This is a genomic window from Kocuria sp. HSID17590, assembly GCF_003989485.1.
Taxonomy (GTDB): domain Bacteria; phylum Actinomycetota; class Actinomycetes; order Actinomycetales; family Micrococcaceae; genus Kocuria; species Kocuria salsicia.
The window spans coordinates 1-16,887 of the sequence record NZ_RBMB01000029.1; the positions used below are offsets into that span (position 1 = coordinate 1).

At 70.1% G+C, this 16,887-nt stretch carries 15 protein-coding genes; 10 read left to right on the forward strand and 5 right to left on the reverse strand.

All coding sequences use genetic code 11. The features are described 5' to 3' along the window. The first annotated feature begins 186 nt into the window (after positions 1–186). Both D8M39_RS10025 and D8M39_RS10030 read left to right on the forward strand, forming a co-directional pair. Positions 187–846 carry an ABC transporter ATP-binding protein gene (locus tag D8M39_RS10025; RefSeq protein ID WP_371413781.1) on the forward strand — a complete coding sequence of 220 codons (660 nt, stop codon included), beginning with the start codon at positions 187–189 and terminating at the stop codon, positions 844–846. Beyond that, on the forward strand, positions 843–1,646 hold the full coding sequence (locus D8M39_RS10030; RefSeq protein WP_126874947.1) for an energy-coupling factor transporter transmembrane protein EcfT: 804 nt from the start codon (positions 843–845) through the stop codon (positions 1,644–1,646). Before D8M39_RS10025 ends, D8M39_RS10030 begins: the two co-directional genes overlap by 4 nt. A gap of 27 nt (positions 1,647–1,673) precedes the next feature. Here D8M39_RS10030 and D8M39_RS10035 read toward each other — a convergent pair whose 3' ends face one another. From D8M39_RS10035 to D8M39_RS10050, 4 genes are all read right to left on the reverse strand, one after another. Further along, complete coding sequence (locus tag D8M39_RS10035; RefSeq protein WP_238694044.1) at positions 1,674–2,588, reverse strand: aminotransferase class IV; 915 nt, start codon at positions 2,586–2,588, stop codon at positions 1,674–1,676. Next, positions 2,585–3,217 (reverse strand): uridine kinase, encoded by a 633-nt coding sequence (locus tag D8M39_RS10040; RefSeq protein ID WP_126874948.1) that lies wholly within the window; start codon positions 3,215–3,217, stop codon positions 2,585–2,587. The genes D8M39_RS10035 and D8M39_RS10040 overlap by 4 nt, the downstream gene beginning before the upstream one ends. Beyond that, on the reverse strand, positions 3,214–3,705 hold the full coding sequence (locus D8M39_RS10045; protein WP_094395141.1) for a low molecular weight protein-tyrosine-phosphatase: 492 nt from the start codon (positions 3,703–3,705) through the stop codon (positions 3,214–3,216). Before D8M39_RS10045 ends, D8M39_RS10040 begins: the two co-directional genes overlap by 4 nt. 303 nt (positions 3,706–4,008) lie before the next feature. Beyond that, positions 4,009–5,994 carry a BCCT family transporter gene (locus D8M39_RS10050; protein WP_094395139.1) on the reverse strand — a complete coding sequence of 662 codons (1,986 nt, stop codon included), beginning with the start codon at positions 5,992–5,994 and terminating at the stop codon, positions 4,009–4,011. A 339-nt stretch (positions 5,995–6,333) separates the two neighbouring features. Here D8M39_RS10050 and dnaK point away from each other — a divergent pair, with 339 nt between their 5' ends. The 6 genes from dnaK to D8M39_RS10075 all read left to right on the forward strand — a co-directional run bounded on the left by dnaK (position 6,334) and on the right by D8M39_RS10075 (position 12,716). Then, entirely contained in the window at positions 6,334–8,205 is a 1,872-nt protein-coding gene (gene dnaK, locus D8M39_RS10055; protein WP_055082037.1) for a molecular chaperone DnaK, read from the forward strand. 2 nt (positions 8,206–8,207) lie between these two features. Then, the gene (locus D8M39_RS10060) at positions 8,208–8,852 is read left to right on the forward strand and encodes a nucleotide exchange factor GrpE (protein ID WP_083482254.1); all 645 of its coding nucleotides are present in this window, start codon (positions 8,208–8,210) and stop codon (positions 8,850–8,852) included. A gap of 83 nt (positions 8,853–8,935) precedes the next feature. Then, positions 8,936–9,997 carry a DnaJ C-terminal domain-containing protein gene (locus D8M39_RS10065; RefSeq protein ID WP_055082033.1) on the forward strand — a complete coding sequence of 354 codons (1,062 nt, stop codon included), beginning with the start codon at positions 8,936–8,938 and terminating at the stop codon, positions 9,995–9,997. A 1-nt stretch (position 9,998) separates the two neighbouring features. After that, positions 9,999–10,508 (forward strand): heat shock protein transcriptional repressor HspR, encoded by a 510-nt coding sequence (locus tag D8M39_RS10070; RefSeq protein ID WP_055082039.1) that lies wholly within the window; start codon positions 9,999–10,001, stop codon positions 10,506–10,508. 262 nt (positions 10,509–10,770) lie between these two features. Beyond that, positions 10,771–10,929 carry a hypothetical protein gene (locus tag D8M39_RS13250; RefSeq protein ID WP_371413782.1) on the forward strand — a complete coding sequence of 53 codons (159 nt, stop codon included), beginning with the start codon at positions 10,771–10,773 and terminating at the stop codon, positions 10,927–10,929. A gap of 26 nt (positions 10,930–10,955) precedes the next feature. Further along, positions 10,956–12,716: a BCCT family transporter gene (locus tag D8M39_RS10075; protein ID WP_332308062.1), complete on the forward strand. Its 1,761-nt coding sequence runs from the start codon at positions 10,956–10,958 to the stop codon at positions 12,714–12,716. A gap of 35 nt (positions 12,717–12,751) precedes the next feature. Here D8M39_RS10075 and trmB read toward each other — a convergent pair whose 3' ends face one another. Next, positions 12,752–13,702, reverse strand: a complete 951-nt coding sequence (trmB, locus tag D8M39_RS10080) for a tRNA (guanosine(46)-N7)-methyltransferase TrmB (RefSeq protein ID WP_238694045.1) — start codon at positions 13,700–13,702, stop codon at positions 12,752–12,754. 146 nt (positions 13,703–13,848) lie between these two features. On the opposite strand from trmB, the gene D8M39_RS10085 reads away from it, so the two are divergent. Next, the gene (locus D8M39_RS10085; RefSeq protein ID WP_055083548.1) at positions 13,849–15,099 is read left to right on the forward strand and encodes a multidrug effflux MFS transporter; all 1,251 of its coding nucleotides are present in this window, start codon (positions 13,849–13,851) and stop codon (positions 15,097–15,099) included. A gap of 247 nt (positions 15,100–15,346) precedes the next feature. Continuing rightward, positions 15,347–16,813, forward strand: coding sequence for a sodium:alanine symporter family protein (locus D8M39_RS10090; RefSeq protein WP_055083547.1), 1,467 nt, complete (start codon positions 15,347–15,349; stop codon positions 16,811–16,813). Positions 16,814–16,887 lie beyond the last annotated feature (74 nt).

Sequence of the window (16,887 nt, forward strand, 5' to 3'; positions counted from 1 at the left end):
TCCGGCCAGGACCGGCCCCCGCACGCCTCAGGGAGCCCCGCTCCCCGGGACGGCGCGGTGCTCCTCAGCGCCCGGGACCTGGGGGTCTCGCGCCTCCAGCCACCGCGGCGAGCGGTGGCGCGCGAGCGGCGTCGGGCCCGCAGGTCGTGGCGGCGTGGCGAAACCCTCGAGGCGTCGGCACGCGGCATGACAGACCTCCCACCCGCGGCCGAGCACATCATGCTGGACGTCCGAGCGGGCCGGGCCCTGGCCGTCACCGGACCCAACGGGGCCGGGAAGTCCACGCTCGCCCTCACGCTGGCCGGTCTCCTGGTGCCCGTGCGCGGCACGGTGCGGGCCTCCGCCGCCCTGGCGGGTGACGCCCCGCCGGATCCCGGCCTGTGGGACGGCCGCGAGCTGATCTCGAGGGTGGGCACGGTGTTCCAGCACCCCGAGCACCAGTTCCTGCGCTCAACGGTGCGGGAAGAGCTCGAGTTCGGTCCTGAGCAGCTGCGCCGCCGCTCGGAGGGCGCGGGATCGCGGCGGGACGAGCGGGACACGACGGCCGACGACGCCCGGGTCGAGGACCTGCTGCGGCGGCTGCGCCTGGAGGACCTGGCCGAGGCCAACCCCTTCACGCTCTCCGGGGGCCAGAAGCGTCGGCTCTCCGTGGCCACGGTGCTCGCGGCGGCACCCGCGGTGGTGATCCTCGACGAACCCACGTTCGGCCAGGACGCCCGCACCTGGAAGGAGCTCGTGGACCTCCTGGTGGAGGAGATGGACCGGGGCACGGCCGTGGTGGCGGTGACCCACGACCGGGACCTCATGACCGCGCTCGACGCGCAGGAAGTGGGGCTGGGCTCATGAGCACCACGGCAACACCGGGCATCTTCGGCCCCCGGAGCGGGCTGCTGGCCCGGGCGAACCCCGTCGTGAAGCTGCTCGGCGCCCTGCTGATCACCGTGGTGATCGTGCTGAGCGCCGATCCCGTGACGAACGCGGTGGCCCTGGGGGGTCAGTTGCTCCTGCTCGCGGGGGTGGGCATGCGACCGCTGCGGCTGCTCACGCGGCTGTGGCCGATCCTCGTGGCAGCCCTGATCAGTGGCTGGGGAACGGCCATGCTCTCCGACGCCGGTGGTCCAGTGCTGCTGCAGCTCGGATGGATCACCGTGACCACCGGATCCCTCGCGGCCGGCGGGGCGATCGCGCTGCGCGGGCTGGCCATCGCCCTGCCCGGCATCACGGTGCTGCTGACCACCGACCCCACGGACCTCGCGGACGGTCTCGCCCAGACGCTCAAGCTGCCCGCGCGCTTCGTCCTGGCCGCCCTCGCGGCAATGCGTCTCGTGGAGGTCATGATCACCGAGTGGAGCGTCCTGACGGCTGCTCGCCGCGCCCGCGGGGCCGGAGGATCCCACACGCCGTGGGGTGTGGCCGGAGAATTCGGCGGTCAGGCGTTCACCCTGCTCGTCCAGTCCCTGCGCCGCGCGACCCGGCTGGCCATGACCATGGAGGCGCGAGGGTTCGGGGCGGGACCGCGCACCTGGGCCCGTCCCCTGCACTACAGCCGGGTGGATGTGCTCGTGGGGGTGGCGGTCGTCGTGACGGCAGTCGGTGCTCTTGTCCTGTCGATGGGAATCGGGACGCACCGCTACATCTGGCAGTGATCACGGATCGGCCCTCGCCCGCCTGCATCAGCCGTCTGCGCGCCCCAGCAGGAAGTCGGTCAGGGTGCGGGTCAGGGTGGGGTCCGAGCGGACGGGGTGGCCGTCCACCCTGGTCACGGGCACCGCGAGTCGCACCGAGGACGTGAGCCACACGGCGTCCGCCTCCAGGAGGTCCCGGGGATGCAGGGGCCCGTAGTCCACGCCCCAGCCGTGACGGCGCGCGGCGTCGAAGATCCTGGCCTGTGACGTCCCCGGCAGGATGCCGCGTGACGGTTCGGGCGTCACCAGGGTGGGTGGCTGCCCGGGCGAGGTGCGGGCGCACACCACCGACGACGTTGCCCCCTCAAGGATCCTGCGGTCCGTGGACGTGGTGAACACGACGTCCTGCGCGCCGTTCGCCCGGGCGTGGCGGACGGCGGCCATGTTGACCGCGTAGGAAAGCGTCTTCACACCGGGAAGCAGCCAGGGCATCCCGGAGTCCTCGGCCGGGTCGTGGCCGTGTTCCAGCAGCAGCACGGACACGCCGTCCTGGCGGGCCTCGAAGGTCTGCGGGGGCACCGGCGACACGGTGAGCCACGCCCACGGCTCACCACCCGGCACGCCCCGGCTCACGCTCAGCTTGACCGAGTGCTCGGCCCCGAGATCACGGGACGGGTCGTGGGAACCCGGCCCGGCGGCGTCGAGCCCCAGGGCCAGGGCCGCGCGGCAGACGTCCTGCGGGGGCGCGGGAAGGTCCGCGGTGCGGGCGGAGGCGGCGAGCCGGGCGTGGTGCGCGTCGAACTTGTAGGCGGTGCCGTCCAGCACGTGCAGCGTCTCGAAGATCCCGTCACCGCGGGTGAGCGCCTGGTCCTCCAGGCGCACCATGGGCTCGCGCGGATCAACAGGGCGGGGCGGACCCGTCACGGGGGACAGCAGCACCGCGGCGCCCGGTCCGGAGCTCACGAGCCGCCCCGCTCCTCGGCGGTCGGTGCGGGAAGCTGGGGCGCGGGGCCAGGGTGGATGATGTCCGCGGCCTCCCACACGGGGTCCTCCGCGAGGTAGTGCTCCTCCTGCTCGGCCCACACGTCCCAGTAGTTCTCGTACGTGGCACCGTCGCGGGCGAGGGCCCGCTGCTTGCGCTGCCACGTGGGCAGCTCCACCCACACGGACGTGTCGAGCAGCGCCCGGGCCTCGCGGTGGCAGGCTCCCACGCCCTCCACCAGGACGATCTCGGCGGCGCGCGTGAGCCGGGGCGTGCCCGGTTCGCTGGTCAGCCAGTCCCACGCGGTCCAGTGCGCGTCCTCGCCGCGCCGCAGCGGTTCGAGGATGCGTGTGCGGTACTCGCTCATGCCCTCGGCCAGTCCGTTCCAGCCCGGGTACAGGTCCTCCAGGCGGAAGGTCACGACGTCGTACGAGCGCCGCAGCACCGCCGCGAGCTGATCCGTGAGGGTGGTCTTGCCCGCGCCGGAGCGGCCATCGATGCCCACAACGAACGGGCGGCGCGTGGCTGGCGGCAGCAGCCGCGCGAGGTTGACGCCGTCCGGGAACTGGGCGATCTCATCGTCGTGGAATCCTTCGTCCGGTGCGATCACGGGGCCTCGACCCGTTCGCGCACCCAGGTCACGACGCCGGGGGTGGCCGCCGCGATCTGCTCCCAGGCTGTGTCGAAGTCCTCCGAACCTCCGTACCACGGGTCGGCGATGTCGAGGTCCGTGCCGGAGGCCTCGGCCTGCGGGTCGAAGCTGCGCATCAGACGCACGGTGTCGGCGCGGTCCGGGGGCAGGCGGCGCCGCAACTGTTCGCGTTGGGAGTTCGTCATGGCGAGCAGCATGTCTGCGTCCGCGAGCTCGGCGTCGGTGATTCTGTGCGCGCAGTGGTCGGGGAGGTCGAGGTGGTGGTGCGCGATCACGGCCCGGGCGCGCGGGTCCACGGGATTGCCGTGCTCCTCGTCGCTCACCCCGGCGGAGCCGACCGCCACTCGCCCGCAGAGCCCTGCGCGGTCGAGCTCGGCGCGCAGGAGCGCCTCGGCCATGGGGGAGCGGCAGATGTTGCCGGTGCACACCGTGACGATGTTGAACATGGTCTCCACTGTACGAAAAATCCGCGCCGGGTGAGCGGCCCTGGGGTCCGTGCACCCCGCCGCCACGCCAGCGGCGAAATCCGCGGGGTTCGGCCGGGGTGACGACGGTGCTCCGGGCTGGGCGGCGACGGCGAGCCGGGCAGAAGGGCGACGACGCCACGGGCAAGGAGCGCACCGTCGCGCAGGGAAGGGCGGCGACGGCGCTGCGGAGCCGGGAACACACACGGAACGGGGTGCACGTCCGTGGACGTGCACCCCGTTCGCATCACTGCCGGGTGGCGGCTCCGCAGGGGAGCGCCGGAGTCACTTCTCGTCGAGGTGCTTGGGGGTCGTCTGGTCCCAGGGGGCCTCGCCCTCCGGGGTGTCCTTGACGATGTCGTCCACGGCGGAGGTGACCCACTCGGACTTGTACTGGAAGTCCGTCTCGTCACCGTTCTCGTCCGTCTGGCGGTACCACTCGGTGATCGCCGGATCGTGCGAGTCGAACGCGTCGCCGGCGGCGCGATGGCCCTCGGCGCGCTCCACCTGCAGGGCGAAGTTGTCACCGTGCTCGGCGAGCCCGGCGGCCACGGCCTTCTGGACGGCCGAGTAGGCGAACTTGGTCCGCAGCGTGGCGGGGTCGTTGCTCAGGTCCCGGTACAGGGCGACCATCATCATGGCCACGATCACCGCGAACGGCAGCGCCGAGACGATGACCAGGCGCTGCATGCCCGCCAGCGCGTCGTTGCCGGCCACCAGGAGCATGACGATCGCGATGCCCGCGAGGCACGCGCCCCAGAAGATGACGATCCACTTGCTGGGGTCCGGGCGCCCGCGCTGGGTCATGGTGCCCATGACCACGGAAGCGGAGTCCGCGCTCGTCACGAAGAAGATGCCGATGACGACCATGGCCAGCACCGAGGTGACGGCCGTGAGCGGGAGCTGGTCGAAGAGTCCGAAGAGCATGGACTCGGCGCCGTTGTCCACGGAGAGGTCCGCACCGTTCTTGGAGAAGAACATGGCGGAGCCGCCGAAGACGATGAACCACAGGATGCACACCGAGGCCGGGACCACGAGCACCACGGTCACGAACTGGCGGATGGTGCGGCCACGGGAGATCTTGGCGATGAACATGCCCACGAACGGGGACCACGAGAGCCACCAGGCCCAGTAGTACACGGTCCAGGTGTTGGAGAACTCGGCGCTCTCCGGACCCCACGCGGCCGACTGGCCGGTCATGAAGAGGTACTCGGACACGTATGTGGAGAACGTGGAGGGGATCAGCGTCAGCAGGAAGACCGTGGGTCCCACGAGGAACACGAACAGCGCCAGCACGAAGGCGAGCGAGAGGTTGATGTTCGACAGGTAGCGGATGCCGCGGGAGACGCCCGAGACGGCGGAGATGATGAAGCCCACGGACAGCAGCGCGATGATCACGATCAGCGCGTTGTTGCTGAGCTTGTCCAGCCCGCCCACGATCGAGATGCCGGAGCCGATCTGCATGGCTCCCACGCCCAGGGACGCGGCGGTGCCGAAGAGGGTGGCGAAGATCGCGAAGACGTCGATCAGCTTGCCCAGGGTGCCGTCCACGCGCTTGTGGCCGAGCAGCGCGGTGAACACGCGCGAGATCAGCGGGGCCCGGCCGCGGCGGTAGGCGCCGTAGGCCACGGAGACGCCGACGACGGCGTAGATGGCCCACGGGTTCAGGGCCCAGTGGAAGGCGGACTGCACGAGGGCGTAGACCACCATGGAGTCGCTGCCGGCCTCGGCGACCTTCGAGAAGCCGGGGATCCCGCCCTCGAAGTAGCTCATGGGCTCGAACGCGCCGTAGAAGACCAGGCCGATGCCCATGCCCGCCGCGAAGAGCATCGCGAGCCAGGAGAAGAAGGAGTACTCGGGCTCCTCGTCGTCACGGCCGAGCTTGATCTTTCCTGTGCGGGTGAAGCCGATGAAGATCATGAAGACCACGGCCGCGGTGGAGAGCAGGATGAAGAACCAGCCGGTGTTGTCCGTGACCCACGCGAGCGCGGTTGCCGAGACCGTCGAGAGGCTGTCCGTGCCGAGCACGCCCCACGCGATGAAGCCCACCACGAGGACCGCGGTGATCGCGAAGACCACCCTGTCGGTTCCGAACTTGACCTTGCGGTCCTCCACGCCGACGCCCGGGACCAGTGCCGGGTGGATGCCGTGGGGGTAGGTGAGCTCGTCGATGATCTTCCGGGGGCGGCTGCGGGTGGGGGTGCCCGTGGAGCCGGGGGTGGTCGTCGAGTCCGACGGTCGTCGGTCCTCGGAATGGGGTGGGGTGCTCAAGACAGTTCTCCTGACTGTGGCGGTGAGTGATCGGGGACGGGTGGAGGCGCGGTGGAACTCCCGGATCGGTGACATGTGGACTGCGCCGCGCGGGCAAGTGGTTTCGCCCTGGGCGCACAAACCCTCGAGCATAACCCGGAACCGTCCGGGAACTAAACCGACGGGTAAGGGGCATGTGGGGAGGGGCCGCAAAAAAGTTGAGTGAAACTTGCTCAACTCTGTTGACACGGGTGGCGTCGCGTGTAAACTTGAGTCCTGAAAGCTCAAGTCTTCACGGTTCGAGCGACACGGGGATCCGGTCCTCGTGCGAACCGCATGGCATCAACGAAAGGATCGACTATGTCTCGCGCAGTAGGAATCGACCTCGGCACCACCAACTCCGTGGTGGCAGTGCTGGAAGGCGGCGAACCCGTCGTCATCGCCAACGCCGAGGGCAACCGCACCACCCCGTCCGTCGTGGCGTTCTCCAAGGACGGCGAGACCCTCGTGGGTGACGTGGCCAAGCGCCAGGCCGTGACGAACGTGGACCGCACCGTGGCCTCCGTGAAGCGCCACATGGGCACCGACTGGACCACCGAGATCGACGGCAAGAAGTACACCCCGCAGGAGATCTCCGCCCGCATTCTCATGAAGCTCAAGGCGGATGCCGAGTCCTACCTGGGCGACACGGTCACGGACGCCGTGATCACAGTCCCCGCGTACTTCAACGACGCCGAGCGCCAGGCCACCAAGGAGGCCGGTGAGATCGCCGGCATGAACGTGCTGCGCATCGTCAACGAGCCCACCGCAGCGGCCCTGGCCTACGGTCTGGAGAAGGGCAAGGAGGACGAGCTCATCCTGGTCTTCGACCTCGGTGGCGGCACGTTCGACGTCTCCCTGCTGGAAGTCGGCAAGGACGAGGACGACTTCTCCACCATCCAGGTCCGCGCCACCGCCGGTGACAACCGCCTCGGCGGCGACGACTGGGACCAGCGGATCGTGGACTGGCTGCTGGAGCAGGTGAAGTCCAAGACCGGTGCGGACCTGTCCAAGGACAAGATCGCCCTGCAGCGCCTGAAGGAGGCGGCCGAGCAGGCCAAGAAGGAGCTGTCCTCCGCCACCTCCACCACCATCTCCCTGCAGTACCTGTCCGTGACTCCCGAGGGTCCGGTGCACCTGGACGAGAAGCTGTCCCGCGCCAAGTTCGAGGACCTCACCAAGGATCTGCTGGCCCGCACCGAGAAGCCGTTCAAGGACGTCATCGCGGAGGCCGGGATCAAGGTCTCGGACATCGACCACGTGGTGCTCGTGGGTGGCTCCACCCGCATGCCCGCCGTGGTCGAGAAGGTCACGCAGCTGGCCGGCAAGGCCCCGAACAAGGGCGTGAACCCGGACGAGGTCGTGGCCATCGGCGCCGCGATCCAGGCGGGCGTGCTCAAGGGTGACCGCAAGGACGTGCTGCTGATCGACGTGACCCCGCTGTCGCTGGGCATCGAGACCAAGGGCGGCGTGATGACCAAGCTCATCGAGCGCAACACGGCCATCCCCACGAAGCGCTCCGAGACCTTCACGACCGCCGAGGACAACCAGCCCTCCGTGTCCATCCAGGTCTTCCAGGGTGAGCGCGAGTTCACCCGGGACAACAAGAACCTGGGCACGTTCGAGCTGACCGGCATCGCGCCGGCCCCGCGCGGCATGCCGCAGATCGAGGTCACCTTCGATATCGACGCCAACGGCATCGTGCACGTGTCCGCCAAGGACAAGGGCACGGGCAAGGAGCAGTCGATGACCATCACGGGCGGCACCTCGCTGTCCAAGGAGGACATCGACCGCATGGTGAAGGACGCCGAGGCCAACGCGGACGCCGACAAGCAGCGCCGTGAGGCCGCGGACCGCCGCAACAACGCGGAGCAGACCGCGTACTCGGTGGAGAAGCTGATCAAGGACGACGAGGGCGCCATCCCCGAGGGCGTCAAGTCCGAGGTCCAGGCGGACGTGGACGCCGTCAAGGCCGCGCTCGAGGGCGATGACGACGATGCCGTGAAGACCGCGTTCGAGAAGCTGCAGGCCTCACAGACCAAGATCGGCGAGGCGCTGTACGCGCAGTCCCAGAACGAGGGTGCCGAGGGTGCCCAGACGGGTGCTGCCGGTGCCGAGGGCGCCCAGGCCAAGGACGACGACGACATCGTCGACGCCGAGGTCGTGGACGACGACAACGACGGGAAGAAGTGAGCATGAGCGATTCCGAGAACCCGACGGGCAACGGCCAGTCCGTGCCGCAGGACCCGGACCACTCGGCTGAGCATGCCCAGCAGGCCGACGGCGCACAGGGACAGGAGGGTCTGACCGTGGACGACATCCTCGACACCCCCCAGTCCCAGGACGCCGGGGCCGCGGACGCGGCGTCGCTCCAGGGCGACGCCGCCCCGGCGGGCGGATCGGAGGCCCAGGGCTCCGAGGCGCAGAAGCTCGCGGACGAGCGGTTGGAGGACCTCCGCCGGCTGCAGGCGGAGTTCGTGAACTTCAGGAACCGCACCGTGCGTGAGAAGGACCAGTTGCGGGACTTCGTGTCCGGCGAGATGGTTGCCGCGCTGTTGCCGGTCCTCGACGACGTCGACGCCGCCCGCAAGGCGGGGGACCTCGAGGAGGGCCCGTTCGCGGCGATCGCCGCGAAGCTCGAGGAGGCCCTCACCAAGAAGGGGCTCACGCGGATCGGCGAGGTGGGTGAGGTGTTCGACCCGAACATCCACGAGGCCGTTCTGCAGCAGCCCACCCAGGACGTGGCACCGGATCATGTGTCCATGGTGCTGCGCTCGGGCTTCAAGGTGGGCAACAAGGTCGTCCGAGCGGCCCAGGTGGCCGTGGCGACGCAGCCGTAGCGACACCATGAACTCGGGGCGGGTCCACATGACGGGACCCGCCCCGAGCCGTATCACAGCACATCGAAGAGAAAGGAGGCGTCATGGCCAGTCAGGACTGGATTGACAAGGACTTCTACAGCGTCCTGGGCGTCTCCAAGGACGCATCCCAAGCTGACGTCAAGAAGGCGTACCGCAAGCTGGCCCGCAAGTACCACCCGGACCAGAACCCCGGGGATGCGGCTGCGGAGAAACGGTTCAAGGACATCACCGAGGCGAACTCGGTGCTCTCGGACCCCGAGGAGCGTGAGCAGTACGACGCGATCCGGGCCATGGGCTCCGGCGCGCGCTTCACGGCCGGCGGTCCGGAGGGTGCCGGCGGCGCCGGCGGAGCGGGCTTCGAGGACATCTTCGGAGACATCTTCAACGGCGGTGGTGGCCGACGGCGCTACACCACCTCCAGCGGCGGTGGCGGCCGACGGCGCTACACCACCTCCAGCGGCGGTGGCGGGGGTTTCGAGGACATCTTCGCCCAGTTCGGCGGGGGCCAGGGCGGCGGCTTCGGCGGCCAGTCCGGGTTCGGCGCTCAGGGTGGCTTCAGCGGCTACCAGGCCCCGCCCGCCAAGGGCGAGGACATCCACACGACCACCACCATCCCGCTGCGCTCGGCGTACAACGGCACCACGGTGAAGCTGCGCCGAGGCAACGGCCAGACCACCACGGTGCGCGTGCCCAAGGGCGTCAAGGACGGTCAGCGGCTGAAGATCGCGGGCAAGGGCCACACCGGCCCGGGCGGCAACGGGGACCTCTTCGTGACCGTCAAGGTCAAGGAGCACCCGTTCTTCACCCGCGAGGGCCAGGACGTGCACGTCACCGTTCCGGTCTCCGTGGCGGAGGCGGGTCTCGGCGCGACCGTCCAGGTCCCCACCTTGGACGGGGGCCACGTGAACGTGAAGGTTCCCGCCGGCACCTCCTCGGGGCGCCGGATGCGCGTCAAGGGCAAGGGTTTCACGTCCGGGTCCAGCACCGGGAACATGATCGTCACCGTGCAGATTGTGCTGCCCGCCACGATCAACGACGCCGCACGGCAGGCACTCGAGGACTTCGCCGCCGCCACGGAGGACTTCGACCCGCGTGCGGACCTGGGTGCGCAAGCGGCCGTCTGAGATGGCGGTGGACTTCACGAAGCCCGGGTTCGTGATCTCGGTGGCGGCCGAGCTCGCGGACATGCACCCGCAGACCCTGCGCCAGTACGACCGCCTGGGGCTTGTGACGCCGTCGCGGGCCTCCGGGCGGGCACGGCGCTACTCGCAGCTGGACGTGCAGAAGCTGCGCCAGATCCAGGAGCTCTCCCAGGCGGGCGTGTCCCTCGAGGGGATCAAGCGGATCATGCAGCTGGAGAACCAGGTGCAGGCGCTGCAGTCGCGCGTCACCGAGCTCTCGGAGGAGCTGGAGAACGAGCGCCAGGCCCGCAGCGAGCGGGAGAAGATCTTCATCGCGGGCTCCGGCGGGGAGGTGGTGCGCATTGCCCGCGGGGGACGCCGCGCCCCCCGCAAGGTCTCCCAGGCGCTGATGCTCTACCGCCCGGCGCGGTCCGGCGGCACCGCGGACCGGGAAACCGCCACGGCGGCGTCGGGCGCCCCACGGCGTTCGGCCCGGGGCAGCGGCCCGGGCTGAGAACCCGCCACCACGGTCCCCGCACGGTCTCCGGACGGTGCGGGGGCCGTGGTCGTCCGGGGGGGGCACCCGGGTGTGCGCGGGGACACGGGCGGGGACATACCCTGGGAAGGCCCCGCCCCGATCCCAGGAGCCGTCCGTGTCAGAATCCCGCCCACCCCACGAGAAACGCGCTGCAGCGCACGGACCCTCCGCCGCCCACGAACCCTCCGCCGCCCAAAGACCCGCCGGGAGCCGCTCCGGACAGGCCCGCCGGGAGCCGGTGGCTCAGCGCGGGGTGCGCGGCGCGAAGTCCTTCCTCTCCGAGATCAGCTACCCCCACAACATCCACCCGGCCGTGGTGCCCGGCGTCTCGGTGGAGGACCAGAGGGTCCGCTACGGCGTGGACAAGCTGGTGGTGGGCGTGGCCCCGGCGGCCTGATCGTCGGGTTCATCGTGTGGGGTCTCGTGGACACGGACTCGCTGACCGCGGCGTCCGGGGCTGCACTGAACTGGGCCATGCTGAACATGGGCTGGTCCTTCAACCTGCTGGCGATCGGACTGCTGGTCTACCTGCTGTACCTCGCGTTCTCGCACTACGGCAGGATCCCCCTCGGCCTCGACGGGGACACCCCCGCATACTCCACAGCGTCGTGGGCGGCCATGCTGTTCGCCGCGGGGATCGGGATCGGCATCATCTTCTTCGGCCCGTTCGAGCCGATGACCTACTTCCTCTCACCGCGCCCTGGCTCCGCGGAGCCAGGGACCATGGAGGCCATGAAGAAGGCCTCCGCGCAGGCCGCCCTGCACTGGGGGCTCAACGCGTGGGCCATCTACGGTCTCGTGGGCGTGGCGGTGGGCTACACCTCCTACCGGCGCGGCCGGGTTCCGCTCATGAGCTCCGTGTTCGCGCCGTTCTTCCGGCAGGGGCGCACGGACAACGTGGTGGGGCGGGTCATCGACATCCTCGCGATCCTGGCCACCCTGTTCGGCACGGCGGCCGCGCTGGGCATCGGTGCACTGCAGATCAGCCGCGGGGTGGACATCTTCACGGGCATGGGGTCCACGGGCAACGCCGGTGCGCTCACCATCATCTCGGTACTGACAGCCGGGTTCATCGCCTCCGCAGTCTCCGGGGTGGCCAAGGGCATCCGGTGGCTGTCCAACATCAACATGGTGCTGGCCATCGGCCTGGCGCTGTTCTTCTTCGTCCTGGGGCCCACGGCGTTCCTGCTCAACTACGTGCCCGCGGTGATCGTCACGTACTTCGCCGAGCTGCCGGACATGCTCTCGGCGTCCATGTCCGACGGTCCGCAGATGCAGAAGTTCCTCTCCACCTGGACCACGTTCTACTGGGCCTGGTGGGTCTCCTGGGCGCCGTTCGTGGGGATCTTCGTGGCCAAGATCTCCCGGGGGCGCACCATCCGCCAGTTCGTGCTGGGGGTGCTGTTCATCCCCTCGGCCATCGTGGTCATGGCCTTCACCGTGCTGGGCGGCACCGCCATCTGGCAGCAGCTGCAGACCCGCGCGATCGCCCCGGACAACACGGTGGACACCCTGCCCCCGCCGGAGGAGATCTTCTTCACCGTCCTGGACGGGCTGCCGGGCGCCGGGATCATGGCGGGTGTGGTGGTGGTCATGCCCGCGGTCTTCTTCGTGACCACCGCGGACTCGGCCTCCGTGGTGACCTCGCAGATGTCCCAGCGGGGCAACCCCAACCCCAAGCGGCGGGTGACGGTGTTCTGGGGCCTGTGCATGGCCGGGATCGCCGTGGTGATGCTGCTGATCGGCGGGCAGAACGCGCTGACCGGGCTGACCGGGCTGCAGAACCTCATCACGATCACCGCCCTTCCGTTCACGCTCATCATGTTCGCGATGGCCGTGGCCCTGCACAAGGACCTGCGGCGGGACCCGATGATCATCCGCGAGCAGTACTCGCGCTGGGCGGTGGACAAGTCCGTGCGCCACGGGATCGACGAGTACGGCGACGACTTCACGTTCGCCGTGGAGCACGCCCCGGACAGCAAGTGGGCCACGGGCGCGGACTTCGACTCCTCCGCGCCGGAGGTCACCGACTGGTACCAGCGCACGGACGAGGACGGCAACCCCGTGGACTACGACTACGAGACGGGCGAGTTCACGGGGGTCCCGGAAGAGGTGGGACACGATGACACAGGGGAGCCCTCGCAGGGCCATGCTGGGGATTCGGCGGGGAGCGGACGGCGGTAGGCCCCGGGCGGGAGCGAACCCGGGGCCGGTCGCCGTCAGCGACGCCGGTAGGCCAGGTCCCGCGGCACGCGACCGGCCTCGGTGGCCTTGCGCTCGAAGCTCGTGAGGATCCTGCCCTCCCAGCGGGGTGCCCAGCCGGTGTCCGGGTGCTCGTCGTCCGCGAGAGGGCCCGGGTGGAGGTTCTCGAAGTCTGCAGCCGCGGCGTCGAGGACCTCGCGCATCACCACGGCGTACTCCTGCCAGTCCGTGGCCAGGTGCCAGATCCCGCCCGGCTCCAGGACGCGGGCGGCGAGCTCGGCGAAGGCGGGGGAGACCAGCCGGCGCTTGTGGTGGCGGGTCTTGTGCCAGGGGTCCGGGAAGAACACCCACAGCTCGTGCACGGAGCCGGGCTCGAGCATGTGCTCCAGGACCTCCGGGGCGTTGGCCTGGGCCACGCGCACGTTGGTGACTCCGGCCTGTGCCGCCTTCATGAGCAGGTCCGCGATCCCGGGCTTGTAGACCTCCACGGCCAGGTGGTCGAGCTCCGGGTGCGCGGCGGCGTGGGCCACGATCGCCTCGCCGAGCCCCGAGCCGATCTCCACCACGAGCGGCGCCACCCGCCCAAAGGCTGCCTCGTGGTCCAGGCGGTAGGAGGGGTCCACGGAGGTGTCGGTCATGACGCGCGGGATCTCCAGGACCCATTCGCCCGCGTGCTCGTCCCACGCCTTCTGGCGCTTGGGGGACAGCCGGTCCCCGCGGCGCACGAAGGAGTAGGGCTGGCGGTGGAACGCCGGGTTCGACGGCGCTGCCGCCGCCGGGGTCTCACCCGCCCCGGTTCCCTGCTCGGCGCCGGGGGCCTGTCCTGCAGCGGCCGCGGGGCCGCCGGAGGTGGGGCCCGCGGGGGTGCGCTCGGCACCAGCACCCGGAAGGGCGGCGTCGTGCTCGGAGCGTTCGGAGACAGGGCGTTCGGGGACGGGGTGCTGTGGGGTGCGGTCGCTGGATTCCATCGTGGAACATCCTAGGTGGGGCGCGCGAGGTGTGGCGGATCCCGCGGGCCTGCGCGCGGACCCCCACGATCCGCCACCGCGCGTGCGACTAGCATGGGGGCATCCCACCCCCGTTGCCGCGTCGTCGCGCGCCCAGGAGATCCCGCATGTCCCAGAGCTCCGGAGCACCCGAGCCAGTTCGCAGCAGACTGGGGTTGAACCCGCGCCTGGACCGGGTGGTGTTCGTGGGCGCGCTGGGCGTCCTCTCCGCCGTGAGCCCCATGGCCACGGACATGTACCTGGCGTCCATGCCGGAGATGTCCCAGTGGTTCGACACCACGGCCAGCATGGTTCAGCTGAGCCTCACCGCCTACATGGTGGGCATGGCGATCGGGCAGTTCGTGCTCGGCCCGCTCTCGGACGTCCTGGGGCGCCACAAGCTCATGGTCGCGGGCACGGCACTGTTTCTTCTCTCCTCGGTGGTCATCATCTTCACCACGGACATCCGCGTGGTGCTGGCCCTGCGGTTCGTCCAGGGCGTCGCGGGCGCGGCCGGGGTGGTGATCGCCCGCGCGGTGGTCTCGGACATCGCCCGTGGCCACCGCGCCGCCCAGCTCTACTCGGTGCTCTCGCTCATCACGTCCCTCGCACCGGTGGTTGCACCGCTGGCCGGCGGGGTGATCGCCACCGTGGCGGACTGGCGTGTGGTGTTCTGGGTGCTCACCGGCTTCGGCGTGGTCATGCTCGCGTGCTCCGTGTTCGTCATCCCGGAGACGCTGCCGCGCGAGGCGCGCTCGGGCGGCGGGCTGGGACGGATCTTCCGCAACGCCGGGGAGGTGCTCCGCGACCGCGTGTTCCGCCGCTACGCGCTGAGCTTCGCGTTCGCCTTCGGCGCCCTGTTCTCCTACATCTCCGCGTCCTCGTTCGTGATCCAGAACGTGCTGGGCTACAGCGCGCTGGCGTACTCCGCGATCTTCGCGCTCAACGCGTGCGGGTCCATCGCCACGGGCGTGGTCAACACCAAGCTCGTGGGAAGCCGGTCCCCGGAGTCCCTGCTGCTGGTGGGCGTGGTGGGTCTGACAGTGTTCTCAGTTCTGAACGTGGTGCTCGTGCTGCTGGGTGTCCTGGGCACGGTCACCCTGGTGCTGATCTTCCTGGCCCAGGCATGCATGGGCTTCGTGCTGGGCAACGCCGTGGCCCTGGCGCAGCAGCGCGCCCAGCACAAGAAGCTCTCCGGGACCGGCTCGGCGGTCGTGGGCATGGGCCAGTTCGTGATGGCAGGGATCGTCACGCCCCTGACGGGGCTCGCGGGGGAGGGCAGCGCCGTCCCCATGGCGGTGTGCATGGCGGTGTGCGCGGCGGTCTCCGTGGTGACTGTGCGGCTGGCGAACTCCCACCACGCGCAGAGCGGTGCCTGAACGCGGCGCGGCACCCGCGTCCGGCACGACGCCGGGCAGCCCCAGTTCTGCGCGACGGCGCCGCGCTGGCCCCGGCAGACGACGCGAGCCCGACGACGTCGTCGGCCGCACCCGCCGCGCGACATGGCCCGCAATGAAGCGCAGAGTCCCCGGGCAGGGTCCGTGGTGTGGTTCACTTTCCGAAATGGTGACGGTTCCCGCGGGAAATTCACCGCTTCCGGCCCCCACACGACCGAGGGACACTTCCATGCTCGACGCGCTGCAATCCATCCTCGACACCCTGGACGGGTTCGTCTGGGGACCGTTCCTGCTGATCCCCCTGCTACTGGGCACGGGCATCTACCTGACCATCCGGCTCGGAGGACTCCAGCTCACCAAGCTGATCCCCGCGCTGCGGCTCGCGCTGTTCGAGCGCAAGGACCACGACGCCCCCGGCGGTGACGTCTCCCAGTTCCAGGCCCTGACCACGGCGCTCGCGGCCACGGTGGGCACGGGCAACATCGTGGGCGTGGCCACCGCGCTGTCCATCGGCGGGCCCGGCGCGCTGTTCTGGATGTGGGTCACCGGCGTGCTGGGCATGGCGTCCAAGTACTCGGAGGCGTTCCTGGGCGTGCGCTTCCGCACACGGGACGCCAAGGGCGAGATCTCCGGCGGACCCCAGTACTACCTGTTCCGCGGCATCCCCAATGGCTTCGGCAAGTTCCTCTCGATCTTCTTCGCGGTCGCCGCGGTGCTGGCCTCGTTCGGCATCGGCAACATGACCCAGGGCAACTCGATCTCCGCGAACGTGGAGTCCTCCTTCGGCGTGCCCGTGTGGATCACCGGCCTTGTGCTGGCCGTGCTCACGCTGCTCGTGCTCGTGGGCGGCATCAAGTCCATCGGCAAGGTCACCGCGGGTCTCGTGCCCGTGATGATCGTCTTCTACGTGCTGGGTGCGCTGTTCATCCTGGTCGTCAACATCGACGCCGTGCCCGCCGCGTTCGGCACCATTTTCGCCTCGGCGTTCACCGGCCACTCCGCCGTGGGCGGCTTCGCCGGCTCGGCGATCATCATCGTGGTTCAGATGGGCGTGGCCCGCGGCATCTTCTCCAACGAGTCCGGCATGGGCTCGGCGGCCATCGCCGCGGCCGCCGCTCAGACCACGCACCCCGTGCGCCAGGGCCTGGTGTCCATGACCCAGACGTTCATCGACACGATCATCGTGGTCACCTGCACGGGCCTGGTCATCGTGACCACCGGCGTGTGGGAGCAGGGCAAGGACTTCGCCGCGACCATGACCGGTGACGCGTTCAGCCACGGCCTGCCCGGCGGCTGGGGCCACCTGATCGTGACGCTCGGCCTGGTGCTCTTCGCGTACTCCACCATCCTGGGCTGGGCCTACTACGGCGAGCGCTGCATGGAGCGGCTCTTCGGCCGCGCCTCGGTGATGCCCTACCGCGTGTTCTTCTCGGTCATCGTGTTCGTGGGCTGCAGCGTGCCCCTGGCCATCGTGTGGTCCTTCGCGGACCTCATGAACGGGCTCATGGCCATCCCCAACCTGATCGGCCTGATCATCCTCTCGGGCCTCGTGGCGCGGGAGACCAAGCACTACCTGCGCAACGACCCCCAGCTGCGGGCCGGCAAGGTGCAGGTGGACGGCTTCATGGAGGGCCGCCCCGGCGCGATCGACAGCTACGTGGCCCCGGAGCGGGCGGGGGCACCCCGCACGCGCTGACCCGCGGTCCGGACGGCACGACGTCGTCCCCGGCCCGTTCCGCGGGTCCCGCGGCCCGCCTCCCCGCTCCCGGG